The sequence below is a fragment of the Canibacter zhuwentaonis genome (assembly GCF_018531145.1).
In the GTDB taxonomy this organism is placed as follows: Bacteria; Actinomycetota; Actinomycetes; order Actinomycetales; family Microbacteriaceae; genus Canibacter; species Canibacter zhuwentaonis.
The window spans coordinates 36,259-61,704 of sequence record NZ_JAHDSZ010000004.1 but is presented as its reverse complement, the minus strand read 5'-3'; the positions used below and the strand labels follow the sequence as shown (position 1 = coordinate 61,704).

General features: G+C 51.8%; 26 protein-coding genes and 2 tRNA genes. 10 read left to right on the top strand and 18 right to left on the bottom strand.

What is annotated here, in order from left to right:
• Positions 1 to 67: 67 nt before the first annotated feature.
• From KJY78_RS03280 to KJY78_RS03260, 5 genes are all read left to right on the top strand, one after another.
• Positions 68 to 334 (top strand): hypothetical protein, encoded by a 267-nt coding sequence (locus KJY78_RS03280; RefSeq protein ID WP_214337184.1) that lies wholly within the window; start codon positions 68 to 70, stop codon positions 332 to 334.
• A 37-nt stretch (positions 335 to 371) separates the two neighbouring features.
• On the top strand, positions 372 to 827 hold the full coding sequence (locus KJY78_RS03275) for a phage holin family protein (protein ID WP_214337183.1): 456 nt from the start codon (positions 372 to 374) through the stop codon (positions 825 to 827).
• Positions 827 to 1,090 (top strand): hypothetical protein, encoded by a 264-nt coding sequence (locus KJY78_RS03270; RefSeq protein WP_214337182.1) that lies wholly within the window; start codon positions 827 to 829, stop codon positions 1,088 to 1,090. Before KJY78_RS03275 ends, KJY78_RS03270 begins: the two co-directional genes overlap by 1 nt.
• A gap of 147 nt (positions 1,091 to 1,237) precedes the next feature.
• Positions 1,238 to 2,029: a uroporphyrinogen-III synthase gene (locus tag KJY78_RS03265; RefSeq protein WP_214337181.1), complete on the top strand. Its 792-nt coding sequence runs from the start codon at positions 1,238 to 1,240 to the stop codon at positions 2,027 to 2,029.
• A gap of 16 nt (positions 2,030 to 2,045) precedes the next feature.
• Complete coding sequence (locus tag KJY78_RS03260) at positions 2,046 to 2,414, top strand: zinc ribbon domain-containing protein YjdM (RefSeq protein ID WP_214337180.1); 369 nt, start codon at positions 2,046 to 2,048, stop codon at positions 2,412 to 2,414.
• A gap of 413 nt (positions 2,415 to 2,827) precedes the next feature.
• Here KJY78_RS03260 and KJY78_RS03255 read toward each other — a convergent pair.
• The 10 genes from KJY78_RS03255 to KJY78_RS03210 form a co-directional block, all read right to left on the bottom strand.
• Positions 2,828 to 2,901 (bottom strand) — tRNA-Met (locus KJY78_RS03255).
• Positions 2,902 to 2,932: 31 nt separating this feature from the next.
• Positions 2,933 to 3,007, bottom strand: a tRNA-Thr gene (locus KJY78_RS03250).
• A 251-nt stretch (positions 3,008 to 3,258) separates the two neighbouring features.
• Complete coding sequence (gene rplI, locus KJY78_RS03245) at positions 3,259 to 3,708, bottom strand: 50S ribosomal protein L9 (protein ID WP_214337179.1); 450 nt, start codon at positions 3,706 to 3,708, stop codon at positions 3,259 to 3,261.
• Between the two features lie 13 nt (positions 3,709 to 3,721).
• Positions 3,722 to 3,976, bottom strand: coding sequence for a 30S ribosomal protein S18 (gene rpsR / locus KJY78_RS03240; RefSeq protein ID WP_214337178.1), 255 nt, complete (start codon positions 3,974 to 3,976; stop codon positions 3,722 to 3,724).
• Positions 3,977 to 4,046: 70 nt separating this feature from the next.
• The gene (gene ssb, locus KJY78_RS03235) at positions 4,047 to 4,601 is read right to left on the bottom strand and encodes a single-stranded DNA-binding protein (RefSeq protein ID WP_214337177.1); all 555 of its coding nucleotides are present in this window, start codon (positions 4,599 to 4,601) and stop codon (positions 4,047 to 4,049) included.
• Between the two features lie 5 nt (positions 4,602 to 4,606).
• Entirely contained in the window at positions 4,607 to 4,942 is a 336-nt protein-coding gene (gene rpsF / locus KJY78_RS03230) for a 30S ribosomal protein S6 (RefSeq protein ID WP_348771182.1), read from the bottom strand.
• Between the two features lie 210 nt (positions 4,943 to 5,152).
• Positions 5,153 to 6,904 carry a dipeptide ABC transporter ATP-binding protein gene (locus KJY78_RS03225; protein ID WP_214337176.1) on the bottom strand — a complete coding sequence of 584 codons (1,752 nt, stop codon included), beginning with the start codon at positions 6,902 to 6,904 and terminating at the stop codon, positions 5,153 to 5,155.
• Entirely contained in the window at positions 6,894 to 7,745 is an 852-nt protein-coding gene (locus KJY78_RS03220) for an ABC transporter permease (protein ID WP_214337175.1), read from the bottom strand. The genes KJY78_RS03225 and KJY78_RS03220 overlap by 11 nt, the downstream gene beginning before the upstream one ends.
• 1 nt (position 7,746) lies before the next feature.
• On the bottom strand, positions 7,747 to 8,742 hold the full coding sequence (locus KJY78_RS03215; protein WP_214337174.1) for an ABC transporter permease: 996 nt from the start codon (positions 8,740 to 8,742) through the stop codon (positions 7,747 to 7,749).
• A gap of 93 nt (positions 8,743 to 8,835) precedes the next feature.
• Positions 8,836 to 10,476: a TIGR04028 family ABC transporter substrate-binding protein gene (locus KJY78_RS03210; protein WP_214337173.1), complete on the bottom strand. Its 1,641-nt coding sequence runs from the start codon at positions 10,474 to 10,476 to the stop codon at positions 8,836 to 8,838.
• Between the two features lie 99 nt (positions 10,477 to 10,575).
• Here KJY78_RS03210 and KJY78_RS03205 point away from each other — a divergent pair, with 99 nt between their 5' ends.
• Both KJY78_RS03205 and KJY78_RS03200 read left to right on the top strand, forming a co-directional pair.
• Complete coding sequence (locus KJY78_RS03205) at positions 10,576 to 12,669, top strand: FAD/NAD(P)-binding protein (RefSeq protein ID WP_214337172.1); 2,094 nt, start codon at positions 10,576 to 10,578, stop codon at positions 12,667 to 12,669.
• A 175-nt stretch (positions 12,670 to 12,844) separates the two neighbouring features.
• Positions 12,845 to 13,540: an SDR family oxidoreductase gene (locus KJY78_RS03200; RefSeq protein WP_250544130.1), complete on the top strand. Its 696-nt coding sequence runs from the start codon at positions 12,845 to 12,847 to the stop codon at positions 13,538 to 13,540.
• Between the two features lie 129 nt (positions 13,541 to 13,669).
• On the opposite strand, the gene KJY78_RS03195 is transcribed toward KJY78_RS03200, so the two are convergent.
• Positions 13,670 to 15,100, bottom strand: coding sequence for a CCA tRNA nucleotidyltransferase (locus KJY78_RS03195; RefSeq protein ID WP_214337170.1), 1,431 nt, complete (start codon positions 15,098 to 15,100; stop codon positions 13,670 to 13,672).
• Between the two features lie 68 nt (positions 15,101 to 15,168).
• Here KJY78_RS03195 and KJY78_RS03190 point away from each other — a divergent pair, with 68 nt between their 5' ends.
• The 3 genes from KJY78_RS03190 to trxA all read left to right on the top strand — a co-directional run bounded on the left by KJY78_RS03190 (position 15,169) and on the right by trxA (position 19,174).
• Positions 15,169 to 17,619 carry a DUF6049 family protein gene (locus KJY78_RS03190; RefSeq protein WP_214337169.1) on the top strand — a complete coding sequence of 817 codons (2,451 nt, stop codon included), beginning with the start codon at positions 15,169 to 15,171 and terminating at the stop codon, positions 17,617 to 17,619.
• Positions 17,620 to 17,829: 210 nt separating this feature from the next.
• A complete protein-coding gene (gene trxB / locus KJY78_RS03185) occupies positions 17,830 to 18,753 on the top strand; it encodes a thioredoxin-disulfide reductase (RefSeq protein ID WP_214337168.1) in 924 nt (307 codons plus the stop codon).
• A gap of 97 nt (positions 18,754 to 18,850) precedes the next feature.
• Complete coding sequence (gene trxA / locus KJY78_RS03180) at positions 18,851 to 19,174, top strand: thioredoxin (protein ID WP_214337167.1); 324 nt, start codon at positions 18,851 to 18,853, stop codon at positions 19,172 to 19,174.
• Positions 19,175 to 19,244: 70 nt separating this feature from the next.
• Here the strand turns inward: trxA and KJY78_RS03175 are convergent, their stop codons facing one another.
• From KJY78_RS03175 to yidC, 7 genes are all read right to left on the bottom strand, one after another.
• Positions 19,245 to 20,108, bottom strand: coding sequence for an ABC transporter permease (locus KJY78_RS03175; protein ID WP_214337166.1), 864 nt, complete (start codon positions 20,106 to 20,108; stop codon positions 19,245 to 19,247).
• A 21-nt stretch (positions 20,109 to 20,129) separates the two neighbouring features.
• The gene (locus tag KJY78_RS03170; RefSeq protein WP_214337165.1) at positions 20,130 to 21,095 is read right to left on the bottom strand and encodes an ATP-binding cassette domain-containing protein; all 966 of its coding nucleotides are present in this window, start codon (positions 21,093 to 21,095) and stop codon (positions 20,130 to 20,132) included.
• 41 nt (positions 21,096 to 21,136) lie between these two features.
• Positions 21,137 to 22,303, bottom strand: coding sequence for a ParB/RepB/Spo0J family partition protein (locus tag KJY78_RS03165; protein WP_214337164.1), 1,167 nt, complete (start codon positions 22,301 to 22,303; stop codon positions 21,137 to 21,139).
• A complete protein-coding gene (locus KJY78_RS03160; protein ID WP_214337163.1) occupies positions 22,303 to 23,226 on the bottom strand; it encodes a ParA family protein in 924 nt (307 codons plus the stop codon). Before KJY78_RS03160 ends, KJY78_RS03165 begins: the two co-directional genes overlap by 1 nt.
• Positions 23,227 to 23,342: 116 nt before the next feature.
• The gene (gene rsmG, locus KJY78_RS03155) at positions 23,343 to 23,969 is read right to left on the bottom strand and encodes a 16S rRNA (guanine(527)-N(7))-methyltransferase RsmG (RefSeq protein WP_214337162.1); all 627 of its coding nucleotides are present in this window, start codon (positions 23,967 to 23,969) and stop codon (positions 23,343 to 23,345) included.
• A gap of 33 nt (positions 23,970 to 24,002) precedes the next feature.
• The gene (locus KJY78_RS03150; RefSeq protein ID WP_214337161.1) at positions 24,003 to 24,482 is read right to left on the bottom strand and encodes a Jag family protein; all 480 of its coding nucleotides are present in this window, start codon (positions 24,480 to 24,482) and stop codon (positions 24,003 to 24,005) included.
• Complete coding sequence (gene yidC, locus KJY78_RS03145; protein WP_214337160.1) at positions 24,482 to 25,441, bottom strand: membrane protein insertase YidC; 960 nt, start codon at positions 25,439 to 25,441, stop codon at positions 24,482 to 24,484. The genes KJY78_RS03150 and yidC overlap by 1 nt, the downstream gene beginning before the upstream one ends.
• Positions 25,442 to 25,446 lie beyond the last annotated feature (5 nt).

Genomic DNA, 25,446 nt, shown 5'->3' with positions numbered 1-25,446 from the left:
ATTTAGTGCACAGAAAAAACCACTAAGATTTTAATCATAAATGCATTTTAACGATTTGGAGCATAAAATGAGATGCAAATTAACCCTTTTAACAGGGCTTACAGTGGGGTACATCCTCGGAGCACGCGCTGGAGAAAAACGCTATGCGCAAATTAAAAGCGCAGCTAATAAAGTATGGCAGACAAAAATCGTGCAGGGCAGCGTAGATCAAGCACAAGAGTTTGCGCTCGATCGCACTGACGATGTACGACGCCTAATCGGCAAGAAAATCGACGATATGATAGCTGCGCCGCGCACCCCCAAAAAAGCCCGCAAAACCAGCCGCAAATCGTAATAGACCAGCCCTCAACAAATTTCAATAAGGATTAGTCGTGGTTAAAAAATCACCTAGCACGCTTAAACTTCTTGCGCGCCTTCCGGGTCAAATCGGGCGGATCATCGAGACCGAAGCAAAAAACGCTAAAGCCGAGGTTTCTGGTCGTATGCGCAACCTTGTTATCGGGTTAGTGCTGTTTATTATTTCGCTCGTGGTGCTTTTCTGGAGCACAGCAGTGCTTCTTGCGTCTGCGGTTGCGGGCATTAGCGAGGCGCTACCGGTATGGCTAGCAGCGTTGATTATCGGTGGCACCGGCTTCTTAACGGTTGTCGTCCTCGTAATAGTCGGGATTCTGCTGCTCAAAAAGGGCAATCCCGTACCGCATCAAACAATCGCGCGCGTTAAACAAGACCTGCGGGCAGCAAAAAACGTTAAAGCAAGCGCCGAACAGGTTTTCACTCAGCCGGGCAAGGCCGGAACAAAACCGGGCAATAAAGGAGTTTGGGAGTAATGTCAGAGAACAAAACATCACCTTCAGATCTAGCACAGGCACGCGCCGCGCATATGGATCTGCAGCAAACCCTCAATTTACTCGAGCAGCGCCTTGATATTCCAAAGCGGATCGATCAAGAAATTGCTCACAGAAAACAGCAGGTGATTGATTTTCGCCGTAAAAATCCGCTCGGATTTACAGCTCTGATTGGGGCTGCTGCTGTTACAACCGCAGTTGCCATGTGTTTTGGGATCAAAGCAATAATTGAGAAACTCAACTAAACATTTACGATGTTAGCGATGTCTTATTTGCATATTTTCCGATAACAAACGAAAATAGCAGAGCATCTGTTTGTGCACCGAGGCCAACAAAATCATCTTTTGCAGATTGTTTTGTTGGTCTTGTTTATTGGAAACTAAGTGGAGTCTATGACTAAACAAGAAGATACTAGCCTCGCCGGACTGAGCGTGCTTGTGCCTCGTGGCGGAGCATGGGGGCATGTGGTGGCAAAAGCTCTTCGCATGCAAGGCGCCGCACCGGTTATCTCACCCCTGATTGATTTTGCTCACACGAGCGAGCAAGAGCGGCTGCGTGAAAGCCTGTCAAAACTAGAGGCCGGCTATTTTGACTGGGTCACCGCAACAAACCCGACAATTGTAGATATTCTCAACCATCACAACATTAAAATCGCAAAGCGCACACAAGTTGCCGTTGTTGGCGAAACAACCCACGCCGCTTTTGTTGAGGCCGGCTACGAGGTGGCACGCACAACCGATGATTCTGACCCCACAACACAAGGGCTGTTGAAATCCTGGCCCGAAATCAACCAAACCAAAACCCTGCGGGTTCTAACACTGCGCTCAGACGCCGCAAAACCCGTGCTGTCACTCGGTTTAATAGAGCGCGGGCACGACGTAACCCAGCTGGTCGCATATCGCACTGTGGGGGTTCCTGCGTCCATTCACATCCGCGAGGATATCGCCAAAGGTGAAATAAACGCCCTGCTGATTTCGTCCCCGCAAATCGCCCGTGAGGTAGCAAAACAGTTCGCTAACAGGCCAGAGACAACTCTTATCGCGTGTATCGGCAAAAAAGCACGGGCCGAAGCGGCCGCGCTAGAGCTGCCCGAACGCAGCGAAAATGAGCTCATAGAAGCGCAGCGGCACGCACTCGTGCAAACAGTTCTGGGAGCTCTAAATCCCGCCGATATGATGGATTAGAACGAAACGAGATTATATGTCTGACACCACCACCCTGCAAGCCTGCCCCGAGTGCCACGAGAATTACACCTACGAAAACGGCGCACTCCTAGTTTGCCCCGTGTGCGCGCACGAGTGGATACCGCAGGGCGCTGTCGAAACCGGCTCTGCCTTGCAATGGGAAGCGGATACGCTGCGCGACTCTGTGGGCAATGAACTGCGCGACGGCGACAGTGTCACGGTTGTAAAATCACTAAAACTAAAAGGCTCAGACTCAATTAAAGCCGGCACAAAAGTGCGCGGCATTCGTCTGCTCTCAACCCCGGTCAACGGTCACGATATTGAAGCCAAAATACCAGGTGTGGGTCAGATCTATCTCAAATCTCAAGTGGTTAAGAAAAACTAGCAACCCGCAGAAGCGCAATCATTGGTTATGATAAACACGCAAAAAAATCCGCTGTATTCTAAGAATAGGTAGATACGGACAGGATTTTAACAAGATTCTTAGTCTCATAGGAGGTGCTACCTTGAAAACCTTAACCGAACCAACCGAGAGCTTGTGAAGTACTGGTCTTATATGGCTTTGCTTGGGGGATTATTTGCAAAAATTAGGAGCAAGCCTGGAGTTGAGTTTTAGTAACGATGCTAATGCTTGTGTCGCTTTATTACCTCTTTCTTTACACGAAGCAGCTGCTGAAGTGGCGGTCGAATACATGATAGCGAGCGGCAGGAATATATTTGGGATTCCTTAAGGCAACTACTAGCAAAAGAAAATGAAAAGAAACCCTAAATTCTCTGCAAGATCAAGCTTTTAAGCCGTAGCTGAAGCGGGACTCGAACCCGCGACCTCACGATTATGAGTCGTGCGCTCTAACCACCTGAGCTACTCAGCCGCATAAGCCTAAATTATTAAATAATAAGACCTGGAGCCCCGAGCCAGGATTGAACTGGCGACCCCTTCCTTACCATGGAAGTGCTCTACCACTGAGCTATCGGGGCGCGTGTTTTACAACTAAAGCAGTTTAACATCAAACACGATAGTTTTGCAAATTAAATACGCGACGATGCACACCTGCCGGTGCAGAGCGGCTGCTCGACCGCGCTCCGGAGTTTGCCCAGTACTCCAGCGTCCCAGCACTCGCGATCCGCTTTGCAATCACAGCAAGCACCACAACGACGTAATTTAAGCCAAGGGGTACTTGGGTGCGTATGGAAACCCCGCAAGTACCCCTAATGTAGCGTTACAGCCGTTATTTAGCTGAAATTACCTGCAGCACAATGTTTGCATCCACGCCCTCATGGAGGTGGATAACAGCACTGTGGTCGCCAGTCCGCTTGATAGTTGGCACGGTGATTTTACGCTTATCAACCTCGCCGATACCGGATTCCGTAACAGCGCCCGCCACGTGAGCAGGTTTTACAGAGCCAAACATACGCCCAGCAGCACCGGTTTTAACGTAGAGCTTAATCTTCTGAGCCTCAAGCTTAGCTTTGAGCTCCTGAGCCTCTTCAACAGTCGCCAGGGCGCGTGCCTCACGAGCCCTGCAGATCTGCTCAACCTGCGCTGCACCACCGCGAGTCCACATAACAGCGAACCCCTGCGGCACAAGATAGTTACGCGCGTAGCCGTTCTTCACCTCTGCAACGTCACCGGCTGAACCGAGACCCTGTACTTCGTTTGTAAGAATAATTTTCGCCATGATCATCTCCCCCTTAGCGACCTGAGCCTGAATATGGGAGCAATGCCATCTCGCGAGCGTTTTTAATCGCTTTTGCGAGCAGACGCTGTTCCTGAACCGAAACACCTGTAATCCGGCGTGAACGAATTTTGCCGCGCTCTGAAATGAACTTCCTTAGCATTGCAACGTCTTTATAATCAATAACGCCAACAGTCTGCTTTTTTACTGGTGCAAGCAGCTTAGCTGCTTTACTGCGACCCTTTCGGGCTCCGCTTGCTTTTCCTGCCATTTTAAAATCTTTCTAATCGCGCCCAAATGGGCATATTGAACCTATTTAGCCTGCCTAATTGACGAGCTATCTAAAAATCAAGGTCGGAATTCAAACCACCCGACTGTGCTCCGTTAAGATCACCCTGTGCCCGCTGCGGCGGAATAGCTCCACCAGCCGAGGGATTCCACGGAGTGCTCTCAGCTGCAACCCACCCGCTTTGCCCCTGTGGCTGAATATGATTCACCGGTGCAGCACCAAACTGCCCGGACTGACCGCCCGATTTAATGCGAGTTACCTGCGCAACTGCACGCCACAGTGACGGACCAATCTCGTCAACATCAAGATCAAGACTGGTACGCTGCTGCCCCTGGCTGTCGGTGTAGGTGCGGGCGCTGAGGCGACCCTGAACTAGTACGCGATCACCTTTTCTAATCGACTTGGCGATATTCTGAGCCATTTCACCGTATGCACGGCATCCTAACCATAATGTTTCGCCGTCAGTCCAAGCCTGAGTCTGGCGATCTTTAATGCGCGGTGTTGCCGCAACACGGAAAGTAACCCACTCATTGCCAGAACCCTGAGAAACACGTAGCTCTGGATCAGCAACAAGGTTTCCAACCACTGTGATTTGAGGTTCGTACATAGTAGTTAAGCCTTCACTTGCTCACGATTGCGACGCGATGCTTTTTGTGCCAAAAGTTCGTCATTACGCAAAACTTTTGTGCGCAAAACCGACTCGAGCAAACCAAGCTGACGATCTAGCTCTGCGGTAGCAGCAGGAGTAGCTGTAAACTCAGCCACAACGTAAATACCTTCGCTCTGCTTCTTGATCTCATAAGCCAAGCGACGCTTTCCCCAGATGTCTAGGTTGTCAATTGAACCGCCATTAGCAGTCACAACAGAAAGGTACTTTTCTATTGTGCTCTGCACTGTGCGCTCATCAGTGCTTGGATCGAGAATTACCATTAACTCGTATGGATGCACTAAGACCCACCTCCTTCGGACTCTACGGCCACGGTATCTCCGTGACAGGAGGGCAAATGTGCCTGTTGCTTAATAGCCTATATAGGGCATACAACATCAACATCGTAGCACAAAACGGCGTATTCCGCCAGCTGGCTGCCGTCGCGCAGTTTTGCGTCGCACAGCATACCCCGCGCGGTTCAATGCCTCGCAGAAGTAGCGCAACAAACACTAACTAGCGACAGCATAGCTAGCAAGGTTTTTGCCCGGAATCGCCTCCAGCAGTTGCTTTGTGTAGGCGTGAGACGGGCGCGCAAAAATATCCGCCACATTCCCCGTTTCAACCTGCCGCCCATGCTGCATAACAGAAACCGTGTCCGCGATGCGATGCACAACCGAGAGATCGTGCGAAATAAAAACGTAGGTCAGGCCAAACTCCTGCTGCAACCGCTGCAATAGTCGCAGAATCTGCGCCTGCACGGTCACATCCAGCGCGCTCACAGCCTCATCGAGCACAACCAACTCGGGATTTGGTATCAGCGCACGGGCAATGGCGATCCGCTGTCGCTGTCCGCCGGAGAGCTCGTGCGGCATACGCTTAGCAAAATTGGCGGGCAGGCCTACACGTTCAAGCGCCTCGGTAACTTGCTCGCTAATCTCGCCAGACTTGCACAGCTTAAAATTGCGCAGCGGCTCGGCAAGGGTTTTGCCGATTCGCATTCGCGGATCGAGCGAACCATAGGGATTTTGGTACACGAGCTGCACTCGCCGGCGCATTCGCGCCAAATCTGCGCTGTGCAACCCGCTCAGCGGATCACCGTTAAGTCGCACACTGCCCGCAACCGGAGCAACAAAGCCCGCAATGATTCTGCCGACCGTTGTTTTGCCGGAGCCAGATTCGCCCACTATTGCGTGCGTTTTAGACCGCGCAACACTGAATGAAATGTTATCAGCGGCAACAAACGGCTCTTTTTGACCACGGATTTTATACTCTTGGCGCAGCTTCTCAACCATCAAAAATTGCGCAGATTCATGGGTAGGCAAGGCAAGCTGCATGGGTCGCACTGAGTCCTGCGCGTGCAGCACAGGCAGCGCGAATGTTTCACGTGAAACATCCGTCACGGCGCTCACCTCGATGCGTTGCAAACCATGTAGTTTCTGTGCAAACCCGAGCCCGGAATCCGCCAGTAACTGGCGCGTGTAATCACTTTGGGGGTTGCCTATAACCTCCTCAGCAGCGCCGCTCTCAACAACCTGCCCGGCTCGCATCACAACAAAACTACTTGCACGATCCGCCGCAGCCGCTAAATCGTGCGTGATTAAAAGCACGCCCATGCCAGTCTCGAGACGCAAGCTATCAAGCAGATCAAGCACAGTGCGCTGGGCTGTCACGTCCAGCGCACTCGTCGGCTCATCCGCCACCAGCAGGCGAGGGTTATTAGCAACCGCCGCGGCAATCAAAACCCGCTGCCGCATACCTCCTGAAAACTCGTGCGGATACTGCTCAATGCGGCGCGTAGGATTGTCAATGCCCACCAGCTCGAGCAGCTCTAAAACCCGGGTGCGTAGTTTTCTCTTATCACGCACACCGTGCACGCGCATCGCCTCGGCAATACTGCCTCCGACGGTGCTCACCGGGTTCAAAGAATTGCCCGGATCCTGCGGCACAAGCGCCACCTCCCGACCGCGCACACGCTGCAGCTGCCGCAAACCAAGGCGGTTTAGAGCAAGCGATCCGCTGTCCAATTGTAATAGTGCCTCGCCCTGCACCAGCGCGGAATACGGCAAAATCCCCATTACCGTGTTTGCAACGGTTGATTTACCCGACCCCGACTCGCCCACCAACGCAGTAACTTCGCCGCGGCGCACCGTGAAGCTAACGTTTTTAACAGCTGCGGTCAGACCGTCACGGCTCGCGTACGAAACCCCCAGATCCTTAATGCTAAGCAGTGATCTGGTCGATTCTTGTGCGTTATTGCTCATTTTTATTCTCGCCTCCAATAGCCCGACTCAACTTATTGGTTGCCAGCACCACCGCAACCACCAACAACCCCGGCAGCACCGTAAGCCACCACGCAGTAGCAACATAATCGCGCCCCTCGGCAATCAGCAAACCCCACTCGGGTGTTGGTGGCGGCGCGCCATAGCCCAAAAACCCGAGCGTTGATATTTGCAAAATAGCGGATCCCAGCTGCAGTGTTGCAAGCGCCACAACGGGTGTCATTGAGTTTGGCAGAATATGACGCCAGAGCACCCCTAGAAAGTTTCCACCGGAACCGTAGGCCGCCTCCACATACTCACTTGCGCGCACCTGTAAAACCTGCGCCCGCGCCAGCCGCGCAAAGATCGCAACCGAGGTAACACCAACCGCAATAGCCGCGTTCACAGTGCCAAACCCAAGCAATATTACAACACTTAGCGACAGCAACAGGCTCGGCACGGCAAGCAGAACTTCAACCAACCGCATAATCAAAGTGTCAAACCAGCCGCCCGCCGCGCCAGCACCAACACCCAAACTCACTCCAACGGTGAAACCAACAGCGACAGCAACAACCGCAGCAACAAGCGAATTAGCGGCACCGTAAACAGCGCGCGTAAAAAGATCGCGCCCGGTTGCGTCGGTGCCGAACAGGTGCGCCGCGCTGGGATCCTGCAGTGACGCACCAACCGACTCGGTCGGGCTGAACTGTGTAAACAGCCCCGGAAACAGTGCCCACAAAAACACGGTCACTAAAACCAGCACGGCAGCGGCCATCCCGATCCGCCGCAAAATAAAAAGTTTACTCCTAAAATCGGCGCGCGCCGTGTTCTTCTGCTTGTTCATACTAAGCAAGCTCCTCCCCGGGCACCGCGATGGGCATCGGTTTTTGCACGGCATCTCTGCTGTTAGCTGCGGAATTGCGCAATCGCGGATCGAGTATCGGGTAGATTAAATCAACCAAAAAATTAATTACAACGTAAACAGCCGCCACTATCACTACCACCGCGAGCAAAACGGGAGTGTCCCGATTTGCAACAGCTTGCGCAGTGAGACTGCCGAGTCCCGTGCGGCCAAACACCGTTTCTGTGACTATCGCGCCACCAACTAGCTCACCAAACAGCACGCCCGCAACCGTGAGCACGGGCAGCAGCGCGTTCGGAATCACATTTCGCCACAGCACCCAGCTTTGGGTTGCGCCACGGGTTTCCACAACCCGCACAAACGGCAGGCGATTAACATCGTCAATGCTGCGCAAAAACACCTGCGCCAGCGGGGCAGCTATTGGAATCATAAGCGTGAGCACGGGCAGCACCAGCGCCTGCGTTTCTGTCGCTCCGATTGCCGGCACCAGCCCCAGCTTAAAAGAAAAAATCTGAATAAAAACAATTCCCACCCAAAAAACGGGCAGCGACACAAAAAGCGGGGGCAGGTTGCGGAAAAAACTGCTGACGATACCGCCGCGGTTGTAACTAGCAGCAACCGCTATTATCAGCGCCAGCACTAGCGCGCCAAGCAAACCGAGCCCCGCCAGGAGCAGCGTTGCCGGCAGCGCCTGCGCTAGCAGATCCGCCACTTTCACCCCCGACTGCACAGAATAGCCCAGATCGCCCTGCAAAAAAGAACCGAAAGATTTTAGATACCGCACAGACAGCAGCTCATCTATGCCATAAACCGCGCGGATCTCCTGCAGTTGCTCAGGGCTTAAACCCAGCTCGGGATTGCCGTAGCGCGCTAATACTCCGTCAGAGGGAAGCGCGGCGAGCAATAGAAATGCTGCTGTGTATGCGCTTAACAACACCAACAGGGCCTGCCCAAAGCGTTTGAATCCGCTCAAAAACATGATTTTCTTTCCTGCAAAAATATGGTCTAGGGTGCGTAAGTGGCGACACCTACTCAGCCGAGTAAACACCGCCGCTTACGCTCATATGAGCTGCTACTCGGTTAGGCTAACCTCGTAGAATGATGGACGCCCGACGGATTCCGTTTTGAAGTTTTGGAGTTTAGCGCTGTAACCAAACACCTGTGGCTCCTCAAACAAAGGCAAAACATAGGCATTATCAGCCAGTTGTTTTTGCGCATCAGCACTTGCTGCCTGGCGTTCAGCCTCGGTTGCCACCGACGCGATGAGCTGCATTAGCTCGTCGAGTTTCGGATCCACCAGCTCTTTTGTCTCCGGGTTGTAATTTAGCAGCGCGTTGCGATTGGTGCTGAAGAACTGTGACTTCAACACGTCATAATCCGCGCGTCCAACCATTGAGTGATACACCTGGATAGAGTTAATATCTTTGCGAGCGCTGTCTTGCGCGGTCTGGTCGCCGCTGAAGATTTCAACCTGCACACCGATCTTTTTCAGCTGCTGCTGAATCAGCGTTACAACCTCTTTTGAGCGCGGCTGTGGCAGTGCCTCGTTGAAGGTGAGCTTTAGCTTCTGACCGTCTTTTTCTCTGATTCCATCAGTTCCCAGAACAAATCCGACCTCGTCAAGCAGTTTTGCCGCGCGCGCTGGATCGTGTTTGTAGTAGCTCGAAGTGTCGGTGTATCCGAGCGCTGTTTTCGCGAGAATGCCGGTAGCCAGCGGATAATTCTTGCTGAACAGGGTGTTAACAATCTCGTTCCGGTTAATGCCGGCAATCAGTGCCTGCCGCACCCTCACATCGCGCAGCAGCGGATGCTCGATCCGGAAGCTCAGGCTGTTGGTAACGCCGTTGGTTGGTGCCGCAAGCAACTGCAGCCCATTTTTATCGAACTGTTTCTCATCTGGCGCATCAATCTGCCGGGCAATGTGCGCCTGTCCTGCAACGACACTGCCAACGCGCACACTAGCCTCACCGGAAACAATGAATTTCACGCCGTCAATCAGCGGCGCTCCCTGGTGCTTTCTACTTGGAGGAGCCCAGTTGTAATCTTTGCGCGCGGTAAGGTGCAGCTCGGTTTCGAGCTTCTCATCGCTCACAACAAACGGGCCGCTGCCAATAATTTCTTTGGCATTGCCCGGACCGAACTCATTGCCGGTGCGGTCAAGGGTTGCGTTTGAAACCAGTCCCGAGTTAATCGTTGAAACAGCCTGCGTGAATCCCGGCGCGGGCGCACTAAAGTAAAACTTTACAGTGTGCGGATCAATAACCTCGCTGTGATCATAGTTTGTAATAGCTTCAGACTTGTTAAGTGTGCGGTCTTTATCGCCCTTTCCAAAAAGATCAAAGTTTTTTGCAACGTTAGCAGCATCTAGCACACTGCCATCAGAGTATGTCACTCCGTCACGGATCTTAAAAGTGTATTCGGTCGCATCAGAGTTAATCTGTGGCAGCTCGCTCGCGATCCACGGTTCTAATTCTAGCGTTTCCGGGTTTTGGTATAGTAACCTGTCTGTGATCTGGTTGATCACGCCACCGTTAGGGTAGAAGCCTCCGGCTGGTGGGTAAAGGGTTTTCCAGGTCTGTGGCTCTAGGTAGGTTACTGTTCCGCCAGCCTCGCTTTTGGCGCTCGCCGCCTCGCCTTTTTCTGTGGCGCAACCAGTCAAGGTTATCGTCGCAGCTACTAGTGCAGCCAGTAACACATGAAATCGCTTATTCATTTTTCTCCTTGTGTGTTTAGATGATGTTACGCGATAATAGTTTAACATTAGATAATGTTATACCTGAATTAACAAAATTGAAAGTTTAGGCTGAAAATTATGTCTCACACGGGCACCGGAAAACACCAAGAACCCTTAAAACCAAAGGGAAACAGCCGGCACATCGCAATTATCGGAGCCGGCCCGCGCGGCACAAGCATTCTCGAGCGGATCAACGCGCGCCTAACACAGCACAGCAGCAAACAAGCTCTCACGATCCATATAATCGAGAAATCACAGCCCGGCGCGGGCGCAATTTGGCGCACAAACCAACACCGCGAGCTGTGCATGAACACCCTTGCTGCGGCAGTCACGCTGTTCACCGACAGCTCGTGCCAGATCACAGGCCCGATCAGACCCGGACCTAACCTGTACCAGTGGGCAAAACTCGCGCTCACTCGGGTATCACCCAAAACTACCGTAACAAACTTCACCGTCGCGCAGAATATCGCAAAAGTTTTTGAACAGCAAAAACCGCAGCCCAGCATCGCTAAATACGCGGCGGAAATCACGCAAATGCGCCCAGAATCTCACCCAAGCCGGGCACTCTACGGGGAGTATATCCGCTGGTGCTACAACCTCGCAATAGCTAAGCTCGCACAAAAAGCCACCATTGTGCAGCACAGCGCGCAGGTGCTGAGCGTTACTGAACGGGGCGATTCAGACGAGCTAACGCTCGATAACGGCGACAAAATAACAGCGGATGCGACAGTCTACGCGGCCGGCTGGCTGCCGCGCCAAAAGACCCAGGCAGAAGAGCAGCTCAGCGGGCAAATTAAAGCATCCGCACAAAAACTGGTGTGGGTGCCGCCAGCAAGCCCAGCGGATCAAGATCTCAGCGAAATTAAGCCGCGTAAGCCCGTAATTGTGCGGGGTATGGGAATGGGGTTTTTTGACACAATGGCTCTGCTCACAATCGGGCGCGGCGGCGAGTTTGTCGCAGGTAACGCCATACCGCACGGTCTGCGGTACAGACCGAGCGGCGCAGAACCGGTTATATACGTCACAAGCCACCGCGGGGTGCCCTACCGCGCAAAAACACGCTATCACGCGCTTCCACCGCGCGCGCCGCAAAAACTGCTGCGCGAATTTGCGCAATCACAAGCACCGCGCCCGATTGATTTTAACCGCCAGTTATGGCCTCGGATCATCGGCGACGCCTGCCGCGACTTCATCACCACCTATGCCCAAACACATCCGGCAAACGCACTAACTGCAAGCGTTACTGTAATTCACACCGCAATTAATGACGCAGTGCAAAAGGTTGTGAACAACACCGCTACCAGCGCGACCAAAGACCTGCAGGGTCACGCGCTGTTGCGGCAAACCACAGCTGAAATAACCGCGGCGACAATGCGTTTTGTGGCAAACGCTGAACACAGGTTTAATCTCACTGCCGAGCTAAACCCCGCCGCGGGGTTAGAGTTCAGCAACCCAGAATCATTCCAAGAGTGGGTTGTTGCGCGGGTTGCTAGCGATATTGCAGAGGCAAATAAAGGTCTGGAAAGCGCAATAAAAGCAATGCTGTGGTCGATCAGCGCCGCCCGCGCAGTTGCTAACGGAATTGGCACCATGGGCGCGTTTACTGCGGAATCTCGCGCCACAGGACACGCCCTACTAGCCTCACTAGGCTCGATGCTCGGGTCGGGGCCGCCGGCTTTCCGCAGTGAACAACTGCTCGCGCTGGCAGATGCCAGGCTTGTTAAGTTTATCGGTCCGGCATCCTCAGTCACCGTCACACAGACCGGTTTTGTGGCGGAATCACCGGTCGTGCACGGGTCAAAAATAACCGCAACCGCGCTTATCGACGCCTGGATGCATCCGCACAGTGTTGCGCAGAGCGCCGATCCGCTAACCCAATCGCTGGTGACAGCCAAGCGCGCGCGACCCTTCACCGTGCGGGCGAACGACGGCACCGAAGTTGCAACCACGGGCTTTGATATTGAGGCGGCAACGGGCAGGCTGCGCGGGGAGCGGGGAGCGGATCAACGCTTTCACATTGCAGGGATTCCGCTGGATGCAACCCGGCACGAGACAATTATTAGCCCGATGCCGGGGGCTAACCCTCCGATGCTACGCGAAACGGATGCGGTTGCGCAAAGTCTACTCGCGGTTGCGTTTGCTGCGGCAGAGTTTGCGGATGGCACTGCCTAAAAATGGTGTTGCTTGAAAATAGTGCTGTTTAACAACAGCACCGCCCAGCTTCACCGCCACGCAACAGCCGCGCCGCGCAAAACTTCAGCAAAATTTACTGCCGATTCGTTAAGATCGGCACAGAACCAAAATGCGGCAGGATTTGTTGCCTGAAACAAATAAGAAGGAGATTCTTTTGAAAAACACAGCTAAACCAGTTGCGCTTGTAACCGGCGCCACAGGCGGGATGGGTTATGAAATAGTGCGCGATCTCTCGCGGAGCCATCAGGTTATCGTCGTTGGCAGGGATGCACAGAAGCTCGCCGCTCTTGCAGCAGATTTCGGCGCTATCACGTGGCAGCAGGACATTACCGACTACGCAGAATTACAAACAAAAGTTGCCGCGCTTAAAAGCCTTGACGTGCTTGTGAACGGAGCCGCAATCGGGCTTGGCTACAGCGTTGATAACGCAAGCGCTGAACACTGGGAAAAATATTTCTCGGTGAACGTTATCGGGCACGGCATGATTACAAGCGCCGCGCTTCCGCTCTTACGCAAGAGCCAGGGCACAATTATTTTCATCGGCTCCGGGGCGAGCACAAAACCATCACCCGGAAGCGCGCTCTACACAGCAACTAAGCACGCACTAAAGGGTCTGGCTGACACGCTCCGCATTGACGAGTCTGCCCACAGCGTTCGCGTTGTCACAGTTGCTCCCGGACCAACCGACACGAAAATGCTGCGCGAGTCCTTCAAACCCGAAGACTACCACCCGGATCAGTACATCCAGCCCGCAACAATTGCGCGGGTTGTGCGGTTTGTTGTGGACGCTCCTGCGGACACTCAGCTCACCGATATCGCGGTACGCCCGCGCCAAGAGATAACAAGATAAGCACCGGGGGTGGATGTTTCACGTGAAACATCCACCCCTTCATCAGCTTCTCCCCGCGCACAGCTAGCGCCCAACAAGCTCACAGCAGGGACGTAGCGAGCACCTAAACTAAATTAAGACGGCTCGATTTTAGAACTTTTGATACCACTCAAGTAGTCGCCGGGTTGCCTCTTCCTGCCCGAGCTCCCCCTCGTCAAGCCGTAAATCCAGCAGAAACTTATATGCGGCTCCAACCGTCCGCCCCGGCTTAATGCCCAAAATCTGCATAATCTGCTCACCGTTCAGCTCGGGTCGCACAGCCGCCAGCTCCTCCTGCTCGGCGAGCACCTCGATCCGCCGCTCCAAATCGTCGTAGGCGCGTGCAAGACGCACGGCTTTTCTGCGATCTTTGGTCGTAACATCAGCGCGCGTGAGAATGTGCAGCTGCTCCAGCTGATCTTGCGCATCACGCACATATCGGCGCACCGCAGAGTCACTCCAAACACCCTCGTTGTAGCCAAAAAACCGCATATGCAGTTCGATTAGGCGCGTCACCTGATTAATCATGTCATTATCGAACCGCAAACTACGCAGTCTTTTTTTCGCGAGCCGCGCGCCCACCAGATCGTGATTGTGAAAAGTAACCGCGCCCTGCTCGAATTTGCGAGTTGCCGGCTTCCCAATATCGTGCAGCAGCGCTGCCAAGCGCAAAACCACGTCGGGGTTAGCCGCGACACCCGCCGCGCGGCGCGCATTCTCCAGCTCAATTGCCTGCGCCAGAACCGTCAAACTGTGCTCGTAAACGTCCTTGTGACGGTTCTGATCGTCCTGAGCCTTCACAAGCGCTGTAAGCTCGGGCAAAAACCGACCGCAAAGCCCGGTTTCAACAAGCAGCCGCACTCCGGACACAGGATCATCACTGGCGAGAGTTTTCACTAGTTCATCGCGGATCCGCTCTGCCGAAATTATTTCCAACCGCGCAGACAACTCCCGCATCGCGGTAATTACCCGGGGCACAGGCGTGAATCCCAGCTGCGCAGCAAATCGAGCCGCACGCATCATGCGCAGCGGATCATCTGTGAACGACTTTTCAGGGGTATCTGGCGTATCTAGCACCCCGGCTAGCAGGTGCTCAACCCCGCCGGCAACATCAACGAGTTTCTTTTCGGGGAGCATCAGCGCAAGCGCGTTCACCGTGAAATCGCGCCGCACCAGGTCATTTTCGATAGCGTCGCTGTATGTCACCTCGGGTTTGCGTGAAGTACTGCGGTATATTTCTGCGCGATACGTTGTTATCTCAACCATTTCGCCCTTAACCTTTGCTGCAATAGTGCCGAATCTAACGCCCAAATCCCGGGTGTTTGAGGTAATAGTTTGCAGTATTTCGCGGGTTTTGTCGGGTCTAGCGTTTGTCGCAAAATCAAGATCGGTAACCTCTCTGCCCAGCAGCGCATCTCGCACAGAGCCACCAACAAGAGCCAACTCATACCCCGCCTGTGCAAAGGCTCGAGAAAGGGTAGCCACTGTTGGAGATTCTGCGATTCGGGAGAGCTCAACCGTTGCCTGCGCGATAGAAACCATATAATCCAGGCTATCGCGATTTACTTATTTTTAGTTAATCTCCAATAACCCCAAACTAAACTTATCGTATGAAAAAACTGCGCTTAATTAGCAGCACCGCACTCAGCTGTGCACTGCTGCTAAATATTTTTGGCGCAGCTATTAGCCCGCCCACTCTCGTAAAAAATGCGCAAAACACACAGGCGAGCACAAACAGCCACGCGAAAACCGCACAAAACAAGCCAGCGGATGCGACCGGTCACGCACAAAATCAGCCAAACACCCAGGTAAGAACTAGCAATCTCACAAACGCGCAGGCAGACACAAGCAACCGCGCAAACCCCCTCGCGCGCGCGCAAACAAACACGACCCAAAACAGCGAAGCCATCGTTACACTAAGCCCCGACACCCCTCAAAAACACACCGCTAGCGAAGTGGCTTTTACCGTATATATTAAAAACAGGGGCGAACAAACCCTGCCGGTCGGGACTGTGAAGCTGTTTATGCGACCCGAAGCGGTGCTCGATCCTGACCTGCTAAACCGCGGGGTGGGTGAAAATCCGCTCCTCTTAAAAACCATAGGCATCGATGCGCTCGAGCCCGACGCGCAAACACGCCAGACTGTAACCGTCCCGGTCGAGCAGCTCGCGCAACTAGGAATAACTGATGCCACAACACTGGGCGGCGCAACATACCTGTTTCAGGCCGTTTTTAGCCCGGGCGGCAGCGCTGCCAAGCCAACCACAAGCGCGCAAACCCTACCCGCCGACAACTACTCAACAACAACAGTAACCTTCGGAAACCCCACAACAAATGCGCAACTGGGCATAATCGTGCCGCTGCTGCTGCCCGAAACAACAGAAACCATCCCGAGCCTCGCAGAAACAGCAGAAATCTTCAGGGTCACAGGCCCGCTATCGCAGCTGTTATACGCGGCAGAGGCGCTAGATGCCACGCTCGCAATTGATCCGCGAATCCTGATCGCCCTGCGCTGCTACGGCGCAAACACTCCACCCGTCGCGCGGGAGTTTTTGGATCGCCTCGAAACCAGCCCCCTTCCCAGTTTTTTGCTGCAGTATGCCGATGCGGATCTGGGGCTGCAGGCGAAAATCAAAGTGCCATCGCCGCTGGCAAGCCCCGGCGCGAGTTTCACAGGCTCGCCCTCTTTTAACAATACCGCTCCCGCTCCCGAACCGGCGCACAACTCTGATTTTCTGAGCAATCTCGTCGCCGGAGCAGATCTCGGGCAAAACTTAAAGCCCGCAAAAGTTCCCAGCATAGAGAAGCTCACCGCGTGGCAAAACACCGCTATTCCCAACATTTCTAACACCGCGATCGATGCCAGCGCGCGCACGGCATGGCTTGATTCTGCCACAACAAACAACGAGACACTACAATTTTTAGCGAATCACGGCTACAAAAATATTTTTCTCGCAGACAGCAGCATTACCGAGCCTAACTCTCAGAGTGGCGGCGAAGATAGCTCACAGAATAACAGCGCAGATAGCACAAACGGCGTTAGCGTTGCAGAGCTGTCGCAGTTCAACGCAACCCTGCTAAACGGCGCGCTCACAGATGCCGCACAACGCGCCGCAACAGGCACCGCAGAACAGCGGGCGCACGCGCTAGCACGGATTATCAACGAGCTTGCAATCAGGGCGAAAAGTTTCGGGCACACAATATTTGCGCTCGATCGCAGCGGAGCCGCAGACGGCACAGAAACAGTAAATCTGCTGCACCAGCTAGCCATTCTGGAGCACGTTGAGTTTGTGCGGGCGAATCAGGGAACAGGTCGCGCAGAAACCGCGCAGCCGCATTTCACGCAGCAACTACAACCCGCGAGCAGCCATCAGCAAAATAATACAAAGCTAAAAAACCTGGAATTACGCGCCGCAAGCGCAACCAGGGCGCTCAATCAGGAAGCCGCAATCTTGCGCGGCAGCACGATACTTACCGATCCGCAATACCTCTCCCACTATCAGCGCGCGCGAATTCTTAACCTAATGAGCGCAAAATACGCGCAGCACACAAACTACAAGAGCGTTGCAACCACTTTTCAAAACTACAACAACCAGCTCAGCAGCTCTGTGACGGTGGTTTCTGCCACGCACACGTATCTTTTTGGGAGCAGCACAAATCTGCCCGTGCAACTGCACAATAATCTACCTTTTGGGGCACGAATACGCATCCACGCCACCGCCGGGTCGCCGGCAATTGCGCTGCAGGGCGAGAAAGTGCAGGAGAAGTATCTTGCGCCGGGGCAAACCTCAACGGTTATTGTGCCACTGCAAAGCAGAATCACTCACGCCGACTCAAGCATAGTGCTGAATATCACCGATGTCACAGAAAAACACACGCTGCACACGGCAACTATTAGGCTTTTTATTTCCAGCACGGTGGAAACTTTCGGCATTATTATTTTCTCTCTGATCGCGGCTTCCCTTATTGTTTTTGGGGTTTATCGCAGTGTGCGCAGGCGACGGGCTAGAGTTTCACAGGCGGCGGATCAGAGCCACGCACAGCGAAAAAGAACCACGTAGCCCGAATAATGGCATTAAGGTCACACACAAGCCTAAATAGCGGCGAGCTAAACCTGCCTGGGAATCCGCACGAATCTAAATAGTAGAGAAGTAAACCCGCGCAGGTGACAAGCTAAGGTCGCACAAACCCAAATATCTGCTAAAACACAGTAAACACACAAAGTAAGGCACAAAAATTAATGTGACACTTATTTTGTTCTGGGAGTAACTATGAATCATAAAATAGCCATTATTGGCTCAGGCCCGGCGGCTTTAACCGCCGCAATTTATACGGCACGAGCAGGGCTTGAACCGGTGCTTTTTGCAAGCTCGATAACCCCCGGCGGCGAGCTTATGAACACCACGGAGGTTGAGAATTTTCCAGGTTTCCCCGAGGGTATTCAGGGGCCAGAACTGATGGAAAAAATCCAGGCGCAGGCAGAGCGCTTTGGCACGCAGATCCGTTATGAGGATGTTACTGAGCTGGAGTTGAGCGATGCCCGCAAGGTCATCACCACCAACTCGGGCAAGCACGAAGCTGATGCGGTTATTTTCGCGACCGGCTCTGCCTACCGCAAGCTGAATCTTGAGCACGAAGACCGACTTTCCGGGCACGGGGTTTCCTGGTGCGCAACCTGCGACGGGTTTTTTTTCCGCGACAAAACCGTTGCGGTTATTGGCGGCGGTGATTCTGCCATGGAAGAGGCCACATTCTTGACCAGATTCGCGAAAAAGGTTTATGTTATTCACCGGCGCGGCAGCTTGCGCGCCTCAAAAATCATGCAGGAACGCGCTTTTTCCAACGAGAAGATCGAGTTTATCTGGAACTCAGAAATAACCGAGCTGCACGGTGACGACGCGCTCAGCGCTGTCACGGTTGGTAATCTTGAGAGCGGAGAGCACACCAGGCTTAAGCTAGACGGGCTTTTTATTGCAATTGGCAATGATCCGCGCACGCACCTCGTGCACCAGCAGCTTGAGCTAACTAAGGAAGGCACAATCGCAGTTGCGGGGCGCTCCTCGCACACAAGCATTCCAGGGGTTTTTGCCGCCGGGGACGTTATTGACTCTAAGTATCGGCAAGCAATCACAGCGGCAGGAAGCGGATGCGCTGCCGCTCTTGATGCTGAGCACTATCTCGCAGAAAATAATTAGTTTTACTCACTAGTATTTACAATGGAAACGTTATCTATCGGTAATGTTGCGTTTACGGCCTGTATCTGGCATAAACTGCATAACATGAAAGGAAAATATGTCAAACGCACAGAATGTAACAGAGGCTGATTTCAAGAGCGAAGTTCTTGAAAGCGAACTACCTGTTCTCGTTGATTTTTGGGCACCGTGGTGCGGTCCTTGCCGCGCCCTGGGTCCTGTTATCGATGAGATTACCGGTGAGCTAGAGGGCAAAGTTCGCGTTGTAAAAGTAAACGTTGATGAGAACCCTAATCTTTCAGCGGAGTACAAAATCACATCCATTCCTGCCCTTAAAGTTATTAAGGGTGGCAGCGTGGCTCGTGAAATAGCCAGTGGCTCGAAAGAGCACCTGCTAAACGAGCTTAGCGAGTACACCAAGTAATTTATAGTTACTAAGGGGGGGCTTAAGGCAGTTACGCCTTAAGCCCCCCCCCCTTTTTTTTTTTAGTGTGTTAGCTTACCGTTGTTGTTCTGAATCGGATGTATCCGAGCACAACAATTAGCGCAGACAGAGCCGCTAAAATCCCGGTGGATGCCAGATGTTCAGAGAGAGTGTCCCCCGTTATCAGCTCGTAGGAAATTACCTTTTGAGCCAGCTCCGTAGGCAAGTACTTAGCAATATTAACTGCCCAATCAAAGAAATTCGACAGAATTCCTAACATAAGGTACATACCAAATGTCAGAAATAGCACTGCTACTATGCCTCCTGCGCTGTTTTTAACGATTGCGCCTACCCCGTATCCAATCCAGCACAGGAGCATAAACACAAGCCCCACTAGCAGGAAGTTGAATATAAGTTCTTTTGGGAGCTCTAGTTCTGCAACCACTCTTTTGTCGATCATTAGCAAAAGCACAAGGTACGTAATCACACTGATAATCACCCCGCTAATAAACGATACAAGAGATATCACCAGCAATTTTACAAAGTAGAAAACGGTACGATTAGGCACAGTGATTAAAGCCGGCATAATTGCTCTGCTGGTGAACTCGTTTGTTATAAAGAGCACTGCAAGAGGCATTAACAACATTGCCACAACACCGATTGGCAAAGATCCCACTGACTGATAAACATTGGGAACGATATCAGACTCAATAAACTTTCCTAGACCCTCTTCATTAACCTGAGTTTCAGCTTTTTTCAAAGGCTCATTAATAGTAAATTGCACAGCGAAGTTAAAGAGAATACCCATAGCTAAAACAATCACGAGGAGAACCCAGTTGCTTATAAAGGAGCTAAACTTTAATGTTTCTGAGCGCAGAACACCCCAGAAAGACAGCTTGTACTGTATATGTGGCATAGTTTCAATAATGTTCATAATGAAATATCCTTAATTATCCTAGTTATTCACTGCTAAAGGCGGTGTGGGATTCGACTCCGTGGCAGCAGCAGATGAGTCAAAATCTTTAGAAACATACTCTAGAGATTCATTTGTCATCTGCATATAAACCTGCTCCAGACTTGCCAGCTGCGGCGTTATTTCATACAAAATCACGCCTGACTCCAGGGCAAAAACAGCGAGATCTGGTCCTTCTAACTGATCTACCAGTAACCCATCATGCTCAAATATCGTGCTTTGCACACCTACGGCCGCAAGTTTCTGTGCCAGCAGCTCACGTTTATCAGTACGCACGAGTGTTCTGCGAACCCCTGAGCTCTCTAAAAAGCCTCTCATAGAGTTCTGCGCTAGCAGCTTACCCTTACCAATAACGACAAGGTTATCGGCCGTCTGTGCCATCTCGCTCATTAGATGAGACGAGATCAAAACCGCTCGCCCTTCCGCTGCAAGAGTTCGAGCTAAATTACGCACCCAAATAACACCCTCGGGATCTAAACCATTAATCGGCTCATCTAAAATTACGTTACGCGGATTTCCGAGCAAAGCCGCCGCAATTCCCAGGCGCTGTAACATACCGAGCGAGAATGATTTCACTTTCTTCTTTGCCACATCAATAAGACCTACTATTTCCAGCACCTCATCAACACGCTTCTGGGGCATCCTGTGCGTGTAAGCAAGCGCGCGCAAATAGTTTACAGCGCTGCGCTTTGGATGCACCGCTCTAGCGTCTAGCAAAGCGCCAACACTCTGCATTGGAGATCCGCTCTGGTTGTGCTTTCTACCATCAATGAAAGCTTCGCCAAAATTCGCTGATTCCAGCTCGAGCAAGATTCGCATGGTTGTCGATTTACCGGCGCCGTTTGGACCCAAGAAACCCGTAACCGTGCCATCTTGAACGGTGAAAGTTACGTCATCAAGGACTGTTTTATTACCGTATTTTTTAGTGATATTTTTAATCTCTAACACTATTATCCTTCCCAAAATGTTTCACGTGAAACATTCCCCTTTTATAAGCTGTATCCTTCGTCACCCAGCTCGCTTAGAACCCTGTTGAGCTCCGCAATGTTATTAAAATCGATGATCACCTGACCCTTCTTAACCCCTAGTTTGATCTGAACTTTGGTTTCAAAACGAGAACTCAGGCGCTTAGCTACCGCGTCAAGTTTAATTGTCTTCGAACCCAGCCGCCTTTTATGTCGGGGTTTTTTATAGCTTCCAGCAACCAGCTCTTCAACCTGACGCACGGTTAAGTTCTGCGCAATGGTTTTTTGAGCCAGCTCCTGCATCGCACTCTGCTCCTGCAAGCCTAAAATTGCCCTTGCGTGACCCGAACTCAAATCACCGCTAACGAGCAACTCTTGCACAGTCTCGGGCAATCGCAAGAGCCTAACGGTGTTACTTATTTGCGAACGACTACGCCCTATTTTTTGAGAGAGTTCTTCCTGAGTAATGCCAAAATCACTCATCAACTGCTGATAAGCAGAAGCCTCTTCAAGCGGATTAAGATCGACCCGATGCAAATTCTCAAGCAGCGCATCACGCAGCATATTTTCGTCATCTGTTTCGCGCACAATCGCCGGAATTAAATCAAGCCCGGCGCCTTTGCTCGCTCTAAAACGACGCTCGCCCATAATTATTTCGTATTTAACTCCCAGCGCAGTGTTAAACTCTGTGTCACTCAGCTTTCTGACGACAATCGGCTGGAGCACACCAAACTCTTTAACGCTGTGAGTTAATTCGGCGAGCGCGTCTTCGTCGAAATTAGTGCGAGGGTTAACCCTGTTTACACAAATTTCTGCAACCGGTAGTTCCGTGAGATACGCGCCAGGCACCTGCTGCAAGGTCTGCTCGCTGTTTGCTTGCACGGACTTAGCGTAGTTTTTAGCCGCTGCAGCCACCACTGCGGCAACACCCATATTTTTCTGCTCGTCACCGGAAAAGCTGGGCTCCTGTGCGCCAATCTGAGACGCGTTTGCATTATTTTCGATACCAGATGAGAATGTTCCTGTAAAAACAGTCTCAGGAGCGCTTTCTGGAGTTTTAGCACCCTGCTCACTGTCTTTTTGTTTATTCCCAGTCGGGAAGAACACATCAACAGGGCGATTTGCCTGATTGCTTGCCTGCGGGATTAGCGCGCTAATCCCCCGACCCAAACCTTTTCTTTTTTTAGCCATTAGCTTTCCTCTCCGCTATCTATAACCTCGTCACGTGAAGTTGCAGCGTTTGTTGCCGCTTCAAAACGCTCTGCCATTTCGTGCGCCGCCTCAAAATATGCCAGCGCTCCAACATTCAACGAGTCATAAGCAAGCACGGTTTGTCCGAAACTCGGAGCCTCACTAATCCGCACAGAACGCGGAATTACTGTGCTAAGCGTCTGTTCTGGAAAATGATCTCGCACCTCTTTTGCAACCTCAGCAGAAAGATTCGTGCGCCCCGCATACATTGTTAACAGCAGTGTGCTCAGCACAAGATTTGGGTTTAGGTGATTTCTAATCAGCTCAATATTGCTAATCAGCTGCGACAGCCCCTCAAGCGCGTAGTATTCGCACTGAATCGGGATTAAAACTTCAGTTGCCGCAACAAAGGCGTTGATTGTGAGCATTCCGAGCGATGGCGGGCAGTCGATAATCACGTAGTGGTACGGCTTATCGCTCGCCTCTAAAAACTCAAACAGCGCCTGCCGCAAAAGTGTTTCACGCTCCGCAACGGCAACCAGCTCAATTTCTGCGCCCGCAAGGTGAATCGTGGCAGGCACACAAAAGAGATTTTCGTGATCTGTGCTCTGTTGAATGGCCTCAGAAATTGTGCACTCACCAAGTAACACCTCGTAAATACTCTCAGTGTCTTCGCGGCGCATAACCCCCATTGCGGTGGACGTATTACCCTGCGGATCAAGATCAATCACCAGCACTCGTGCACCACGCCGCGCAAACGCAGCGGCAAGATTCACCGCTGTTGTGGTTTTACCAACCCCGCCTTTTTGATTAGACACCGTTAAAATACGGGTATTTTCAGGCAGCGGTGTTGACGTACGCTCTAATTTTTTACGTCTTTCAATTTTTTCGGCAATTTCTACCGCTAGAGGAGTGTTACTCACACCGCGCCTTTCTTACAATCAATAAATCAATACTACTAAGAATGCACTTAAAATGCCTGGAGCGTAACACAAGCTGTGGATAACTCGCGTCAAATTCTCCTATTGTTAAAGTATTGTTATCCCGCAATAAAAACTCGCGTTGGCTCGGTAAAATCCGCACCCAAAACAGCTACTCTGTAATTAGTTATTTTATACTTCCTGATTACTTTTAAGGCCGCCTCAATTTCCGCTTCAACACTTTCACCCTTCAGAAAAAGCATTTCGCCGCCGGGCTTCAGCAGCGGGGCTGTGATTGGAATTAGTTTGCGCAGTGCCGTTACCGCTCGCGCAGTAACCTGATCAACTTCAACCGCTCCGTGATATTCTTCGGCACGACCGCGCATAACCTGCGCATTGCTCAGCTCCAAATTTGCTATTTGCCCATGCAACCAGGTGCATCGCCTTTCCATCGGCTCGATCATTTTAATTGTAACATCCGGACGCATAATCGCAAGCACAATACCGGGGAACCCGCCACCCGTGCCGATATCAACAACGCTAGCCTGCGGTCGCAGCAAGGGTGCAAGCAGCCCGGAATTAACAATGTGTCGAGTCCAGAGCCGCGGCAATTCAAACGGACCGATTAGTCCGAGCTCTGTTCCTTGCGCCACAAGAGCGTCAGCAAATAGCCTCAGTTTGCCGAGATTGTCACCGGCAAAATCGGCGATATACTCCGGCGCTGCCTCGCAATTTACACTGTTCAAAATAACTCTAACCGCAATGTTTCACGTGAAACACTACTCTGATTTTGAAATAACTAACCGTCGATTTATGCCCTCACCGAAGGAAACCGAGCTAAACCCACGCTCGCTAACATAATCATGCACGATTTTGCGCTCATAGGATGACATCTGTGCCAACTTAATGCTCTCGCGTCCCGCAATAAGCTGCGCGATAGCGTGATCTACTTCACGCCGCAACTCCTGTTCTCGTAAACTGCGTGAGCCCTCAATATCAAGAATCAGCCTACAAAATTGCCCGGTCTCTCGTTGCACCACCTGCCTTGTTAGATCTTGGAGCGCATTAACAACGACCGCAACTCCTAGCAGATTGAGGTCTTCGCCACCACCCGTGATTGCAACGTTAGAGCGACCGTTAACCACTCCAATATCCAAGTTTCCATCAAGATCGGCCAGGTCCAAAAACCCCTCTAGATAGTCGGCCGCAATATCACCTTCGCGTTCTAGATCTGCAACTGATTTTTCGCTCTCACCCATTATTTTTTATCCCTCTTCTTCTTAGCTCGTTTACCACTCACCGGCTGTTGCCGCTGTCCGCTTTTAACCTGCTGCTCAGTATCACCAGCAGCAATTTCAGCAGTGTTTGCGGGTAGTTTACCCTTGGCCCTTAGCCGTGCCTCGCGTTTACGCCAGGCCTCGCTACCCGGGTTCGGCATAGCGTTAATTACAATTGCTTGCTGCCCGATCGTCCACATATTTGAAAGCAGCCAGTAAATATTTAGCGCCAGCGGAAAAACAAAGCCCGAAATTAAGAACATAAAAGGCAAAATATACATCAGCATCTGCTGTTGCCGATACATAGGCGACTGTTTTGTTTCATCAGAAATGTTTTTAGACAGGATCTGTTTCTGCGAAAAGAACTGCGAAACAACCATCAGCGCCATAATCACACCAAGAAAAATTGCCACCAGCACATTACCCGTTTCAATTCCCTGACTAAAAGTCATCCGAATAGGAGCGCCTAAAAACACCGCCTCACTAAAACTTTGAGCAAGCTCGTGAGTTAGAAACCCAATTCCGTTCTGCCCCTCAGAAGCACCTTTTAAAACAAAGTACATCGAAAAGAACACCGGCATCTGCACAAGAATTGGCAGGCAGGAAGTAAACGGGTTAGTGCCCGTTTCTTTGTACATCGCCATTACTTCGCGGTTCATCGCCTCGCGCGAGTACTGATCCTTTTTGTTCTTGTATTTTCCCTGAATTTTACGAATCTTCGGCGCAACCTCCAGCATTTTACGCTGACTCTTAATCTGCTTAATCGTTAGCGGAATCAAAACCGCACGTACAACAAGCACAACACCCAGAATAGAAAGCACCCACACAGCGCCGCTGTTTGTTTCAAGCCCAAGCCCTGTAAACAGGTTATGCCACAGCGCAAGTAACGCTTCAATCGCCCATTTCAAAGGCCATAAAATAAGTTCGAAAAAATTCTCCATGGCTG

Bases quoted from the DNA above. Each gene is read 5' to 3' on its own strand.
- KJY78_RS03220 (WP_214337175.1), bottom strand. From the start codon at position 7,745: ATGAACAAGCAGAAGAACACGGCGCGCGCCGATTTTAGGAGTAAACTT.
- KJY78_RS03175 (WP_214337166.1), bottom strand. From the start codon at position 20,108: ATGAACATTATTGAAACTATGCCACATATACAGTACAAGCTGTCTTTC.
- KJY78_RS03265 (WP_214337181.1), top strand. From the start codon at position 1,238: ATGACTAAACAAGAAGATACTAGCCTCGCCGGACTGAGCGTGCTTGTG.
- KJY78_RS03210 (WP_214337173.1), bottom strand. From the start codon at position 10,476: ATGAATAAGCGATTTCATGTGTTACTGGCTGCACTAGTAGCTGCGACG.
- rpsR (WP_214337178.1), bottom strand. From the start codon at position 3,976: ATGGCAGGAAAAGCAAGCGGAGCCCGAAAGGGTCGCAGTAAAGCAGCT.
- trxB (WP_214337168.1), top strand. From the start codon at position 17,830: ATGAATCATAAAATAGCCATTATTGGCTCAGGCCCGGCGGCTTTAACC.
- rplI (WP_214337179.1), bottom strand. From the start codon at position 3,708: ATGGCGAAAATTATTCTTACAAACGAAGTACAGGGTCTCGGTTCAGCC.
- KJY78_RS03260 (WP_214337180.1), top strand. From the start codon at position 2,046: ATGTCTGACACCACCACCCTGCAAGCCTGCCCCGAGTGCCACGAGAAT.
- KJY78_RS03270 (WP_214337182.1), top strand. From the start codon at position 827: ATGTCAGAGAACAAAACATCACCTTCAGATCTAGCACAGGCACGCGCC.
- KJY78_RS03225 (WP_214337176.1), bottom strand. From the start codon at position 6,904: ATGAGCAATAACGCACAAGAATCGACCAGATCACTGCTTAGCATTAAG.
- KJY78_RS03205 (WP_214337172.1), top strand. From the start codon at position 10,576: ATGTCTCACACGGGCACCGGAAAACACCAAGAACCCTTAAAACCAAAG.
- yidC (WP_214337160.1), bottom strand. From the start codon at position 25,441: ATGGAGAATTTTTTCGAACTTATTTTATGGCCTTTGAAATGGGCGATT.
- KJY78_RS03195 (WP_214337170.1), bottom strand. From the start codon at position 15,100: ATGGTTTCTATCGCGCAGGCAACGGTTGAGCTCTCCCGAATCGCAGAA.
- KJY78_RS03165 (WP_214337164.1), bottom strand. From the start codon at position 22,303: ATGGCTAAAAAAAGAAAAGGTTTGGGTCGGGGGATTAGCGCGCTAATC.
- KJY78_RS03150 (WP_214337161.1), bottom strand. From the start codon at position 24,482: ATGGGTGAGAGCGAAAAATCAGTTGCAGATCTAGAACGCGAAGGTGAT.
- KJY78_RS03215 (WP_214337174.1), bottom strand. From the start codon at position 8,742: ATGTTTTTGAGCGGATTCAAACGCTTTGGGCAGGCCCTGTTGGTGTTG.
- KJY78_RS03190 (WP_214337169.1), top strand. From the start codon at position 15,169: ATGAAAAAACTGCGCTTAATTAGCAGCACCGCACTCAGCTGTGCACTG.
- trxA (WP_214337167.1), top strand. From the start codon at position 18,851: ATGTCAAACGCACAGAATGTAACAGAGGCTGATTTCAAGAGCGAAGTT.
- ssb (WP_214337177.1), bottom strand. From the start codon at position 4,601: ATGTACGAACCTCAAATCACAGTGGTTGGAAACCTTGTTGCTGATCCA.
- KJY78_RS03280 (WP_214337184.1), top strand. From the start codon at position 68: ATGAGATGCAAATTAACCCTTTTAACAGGGCTTACAGTGGGGTACATC.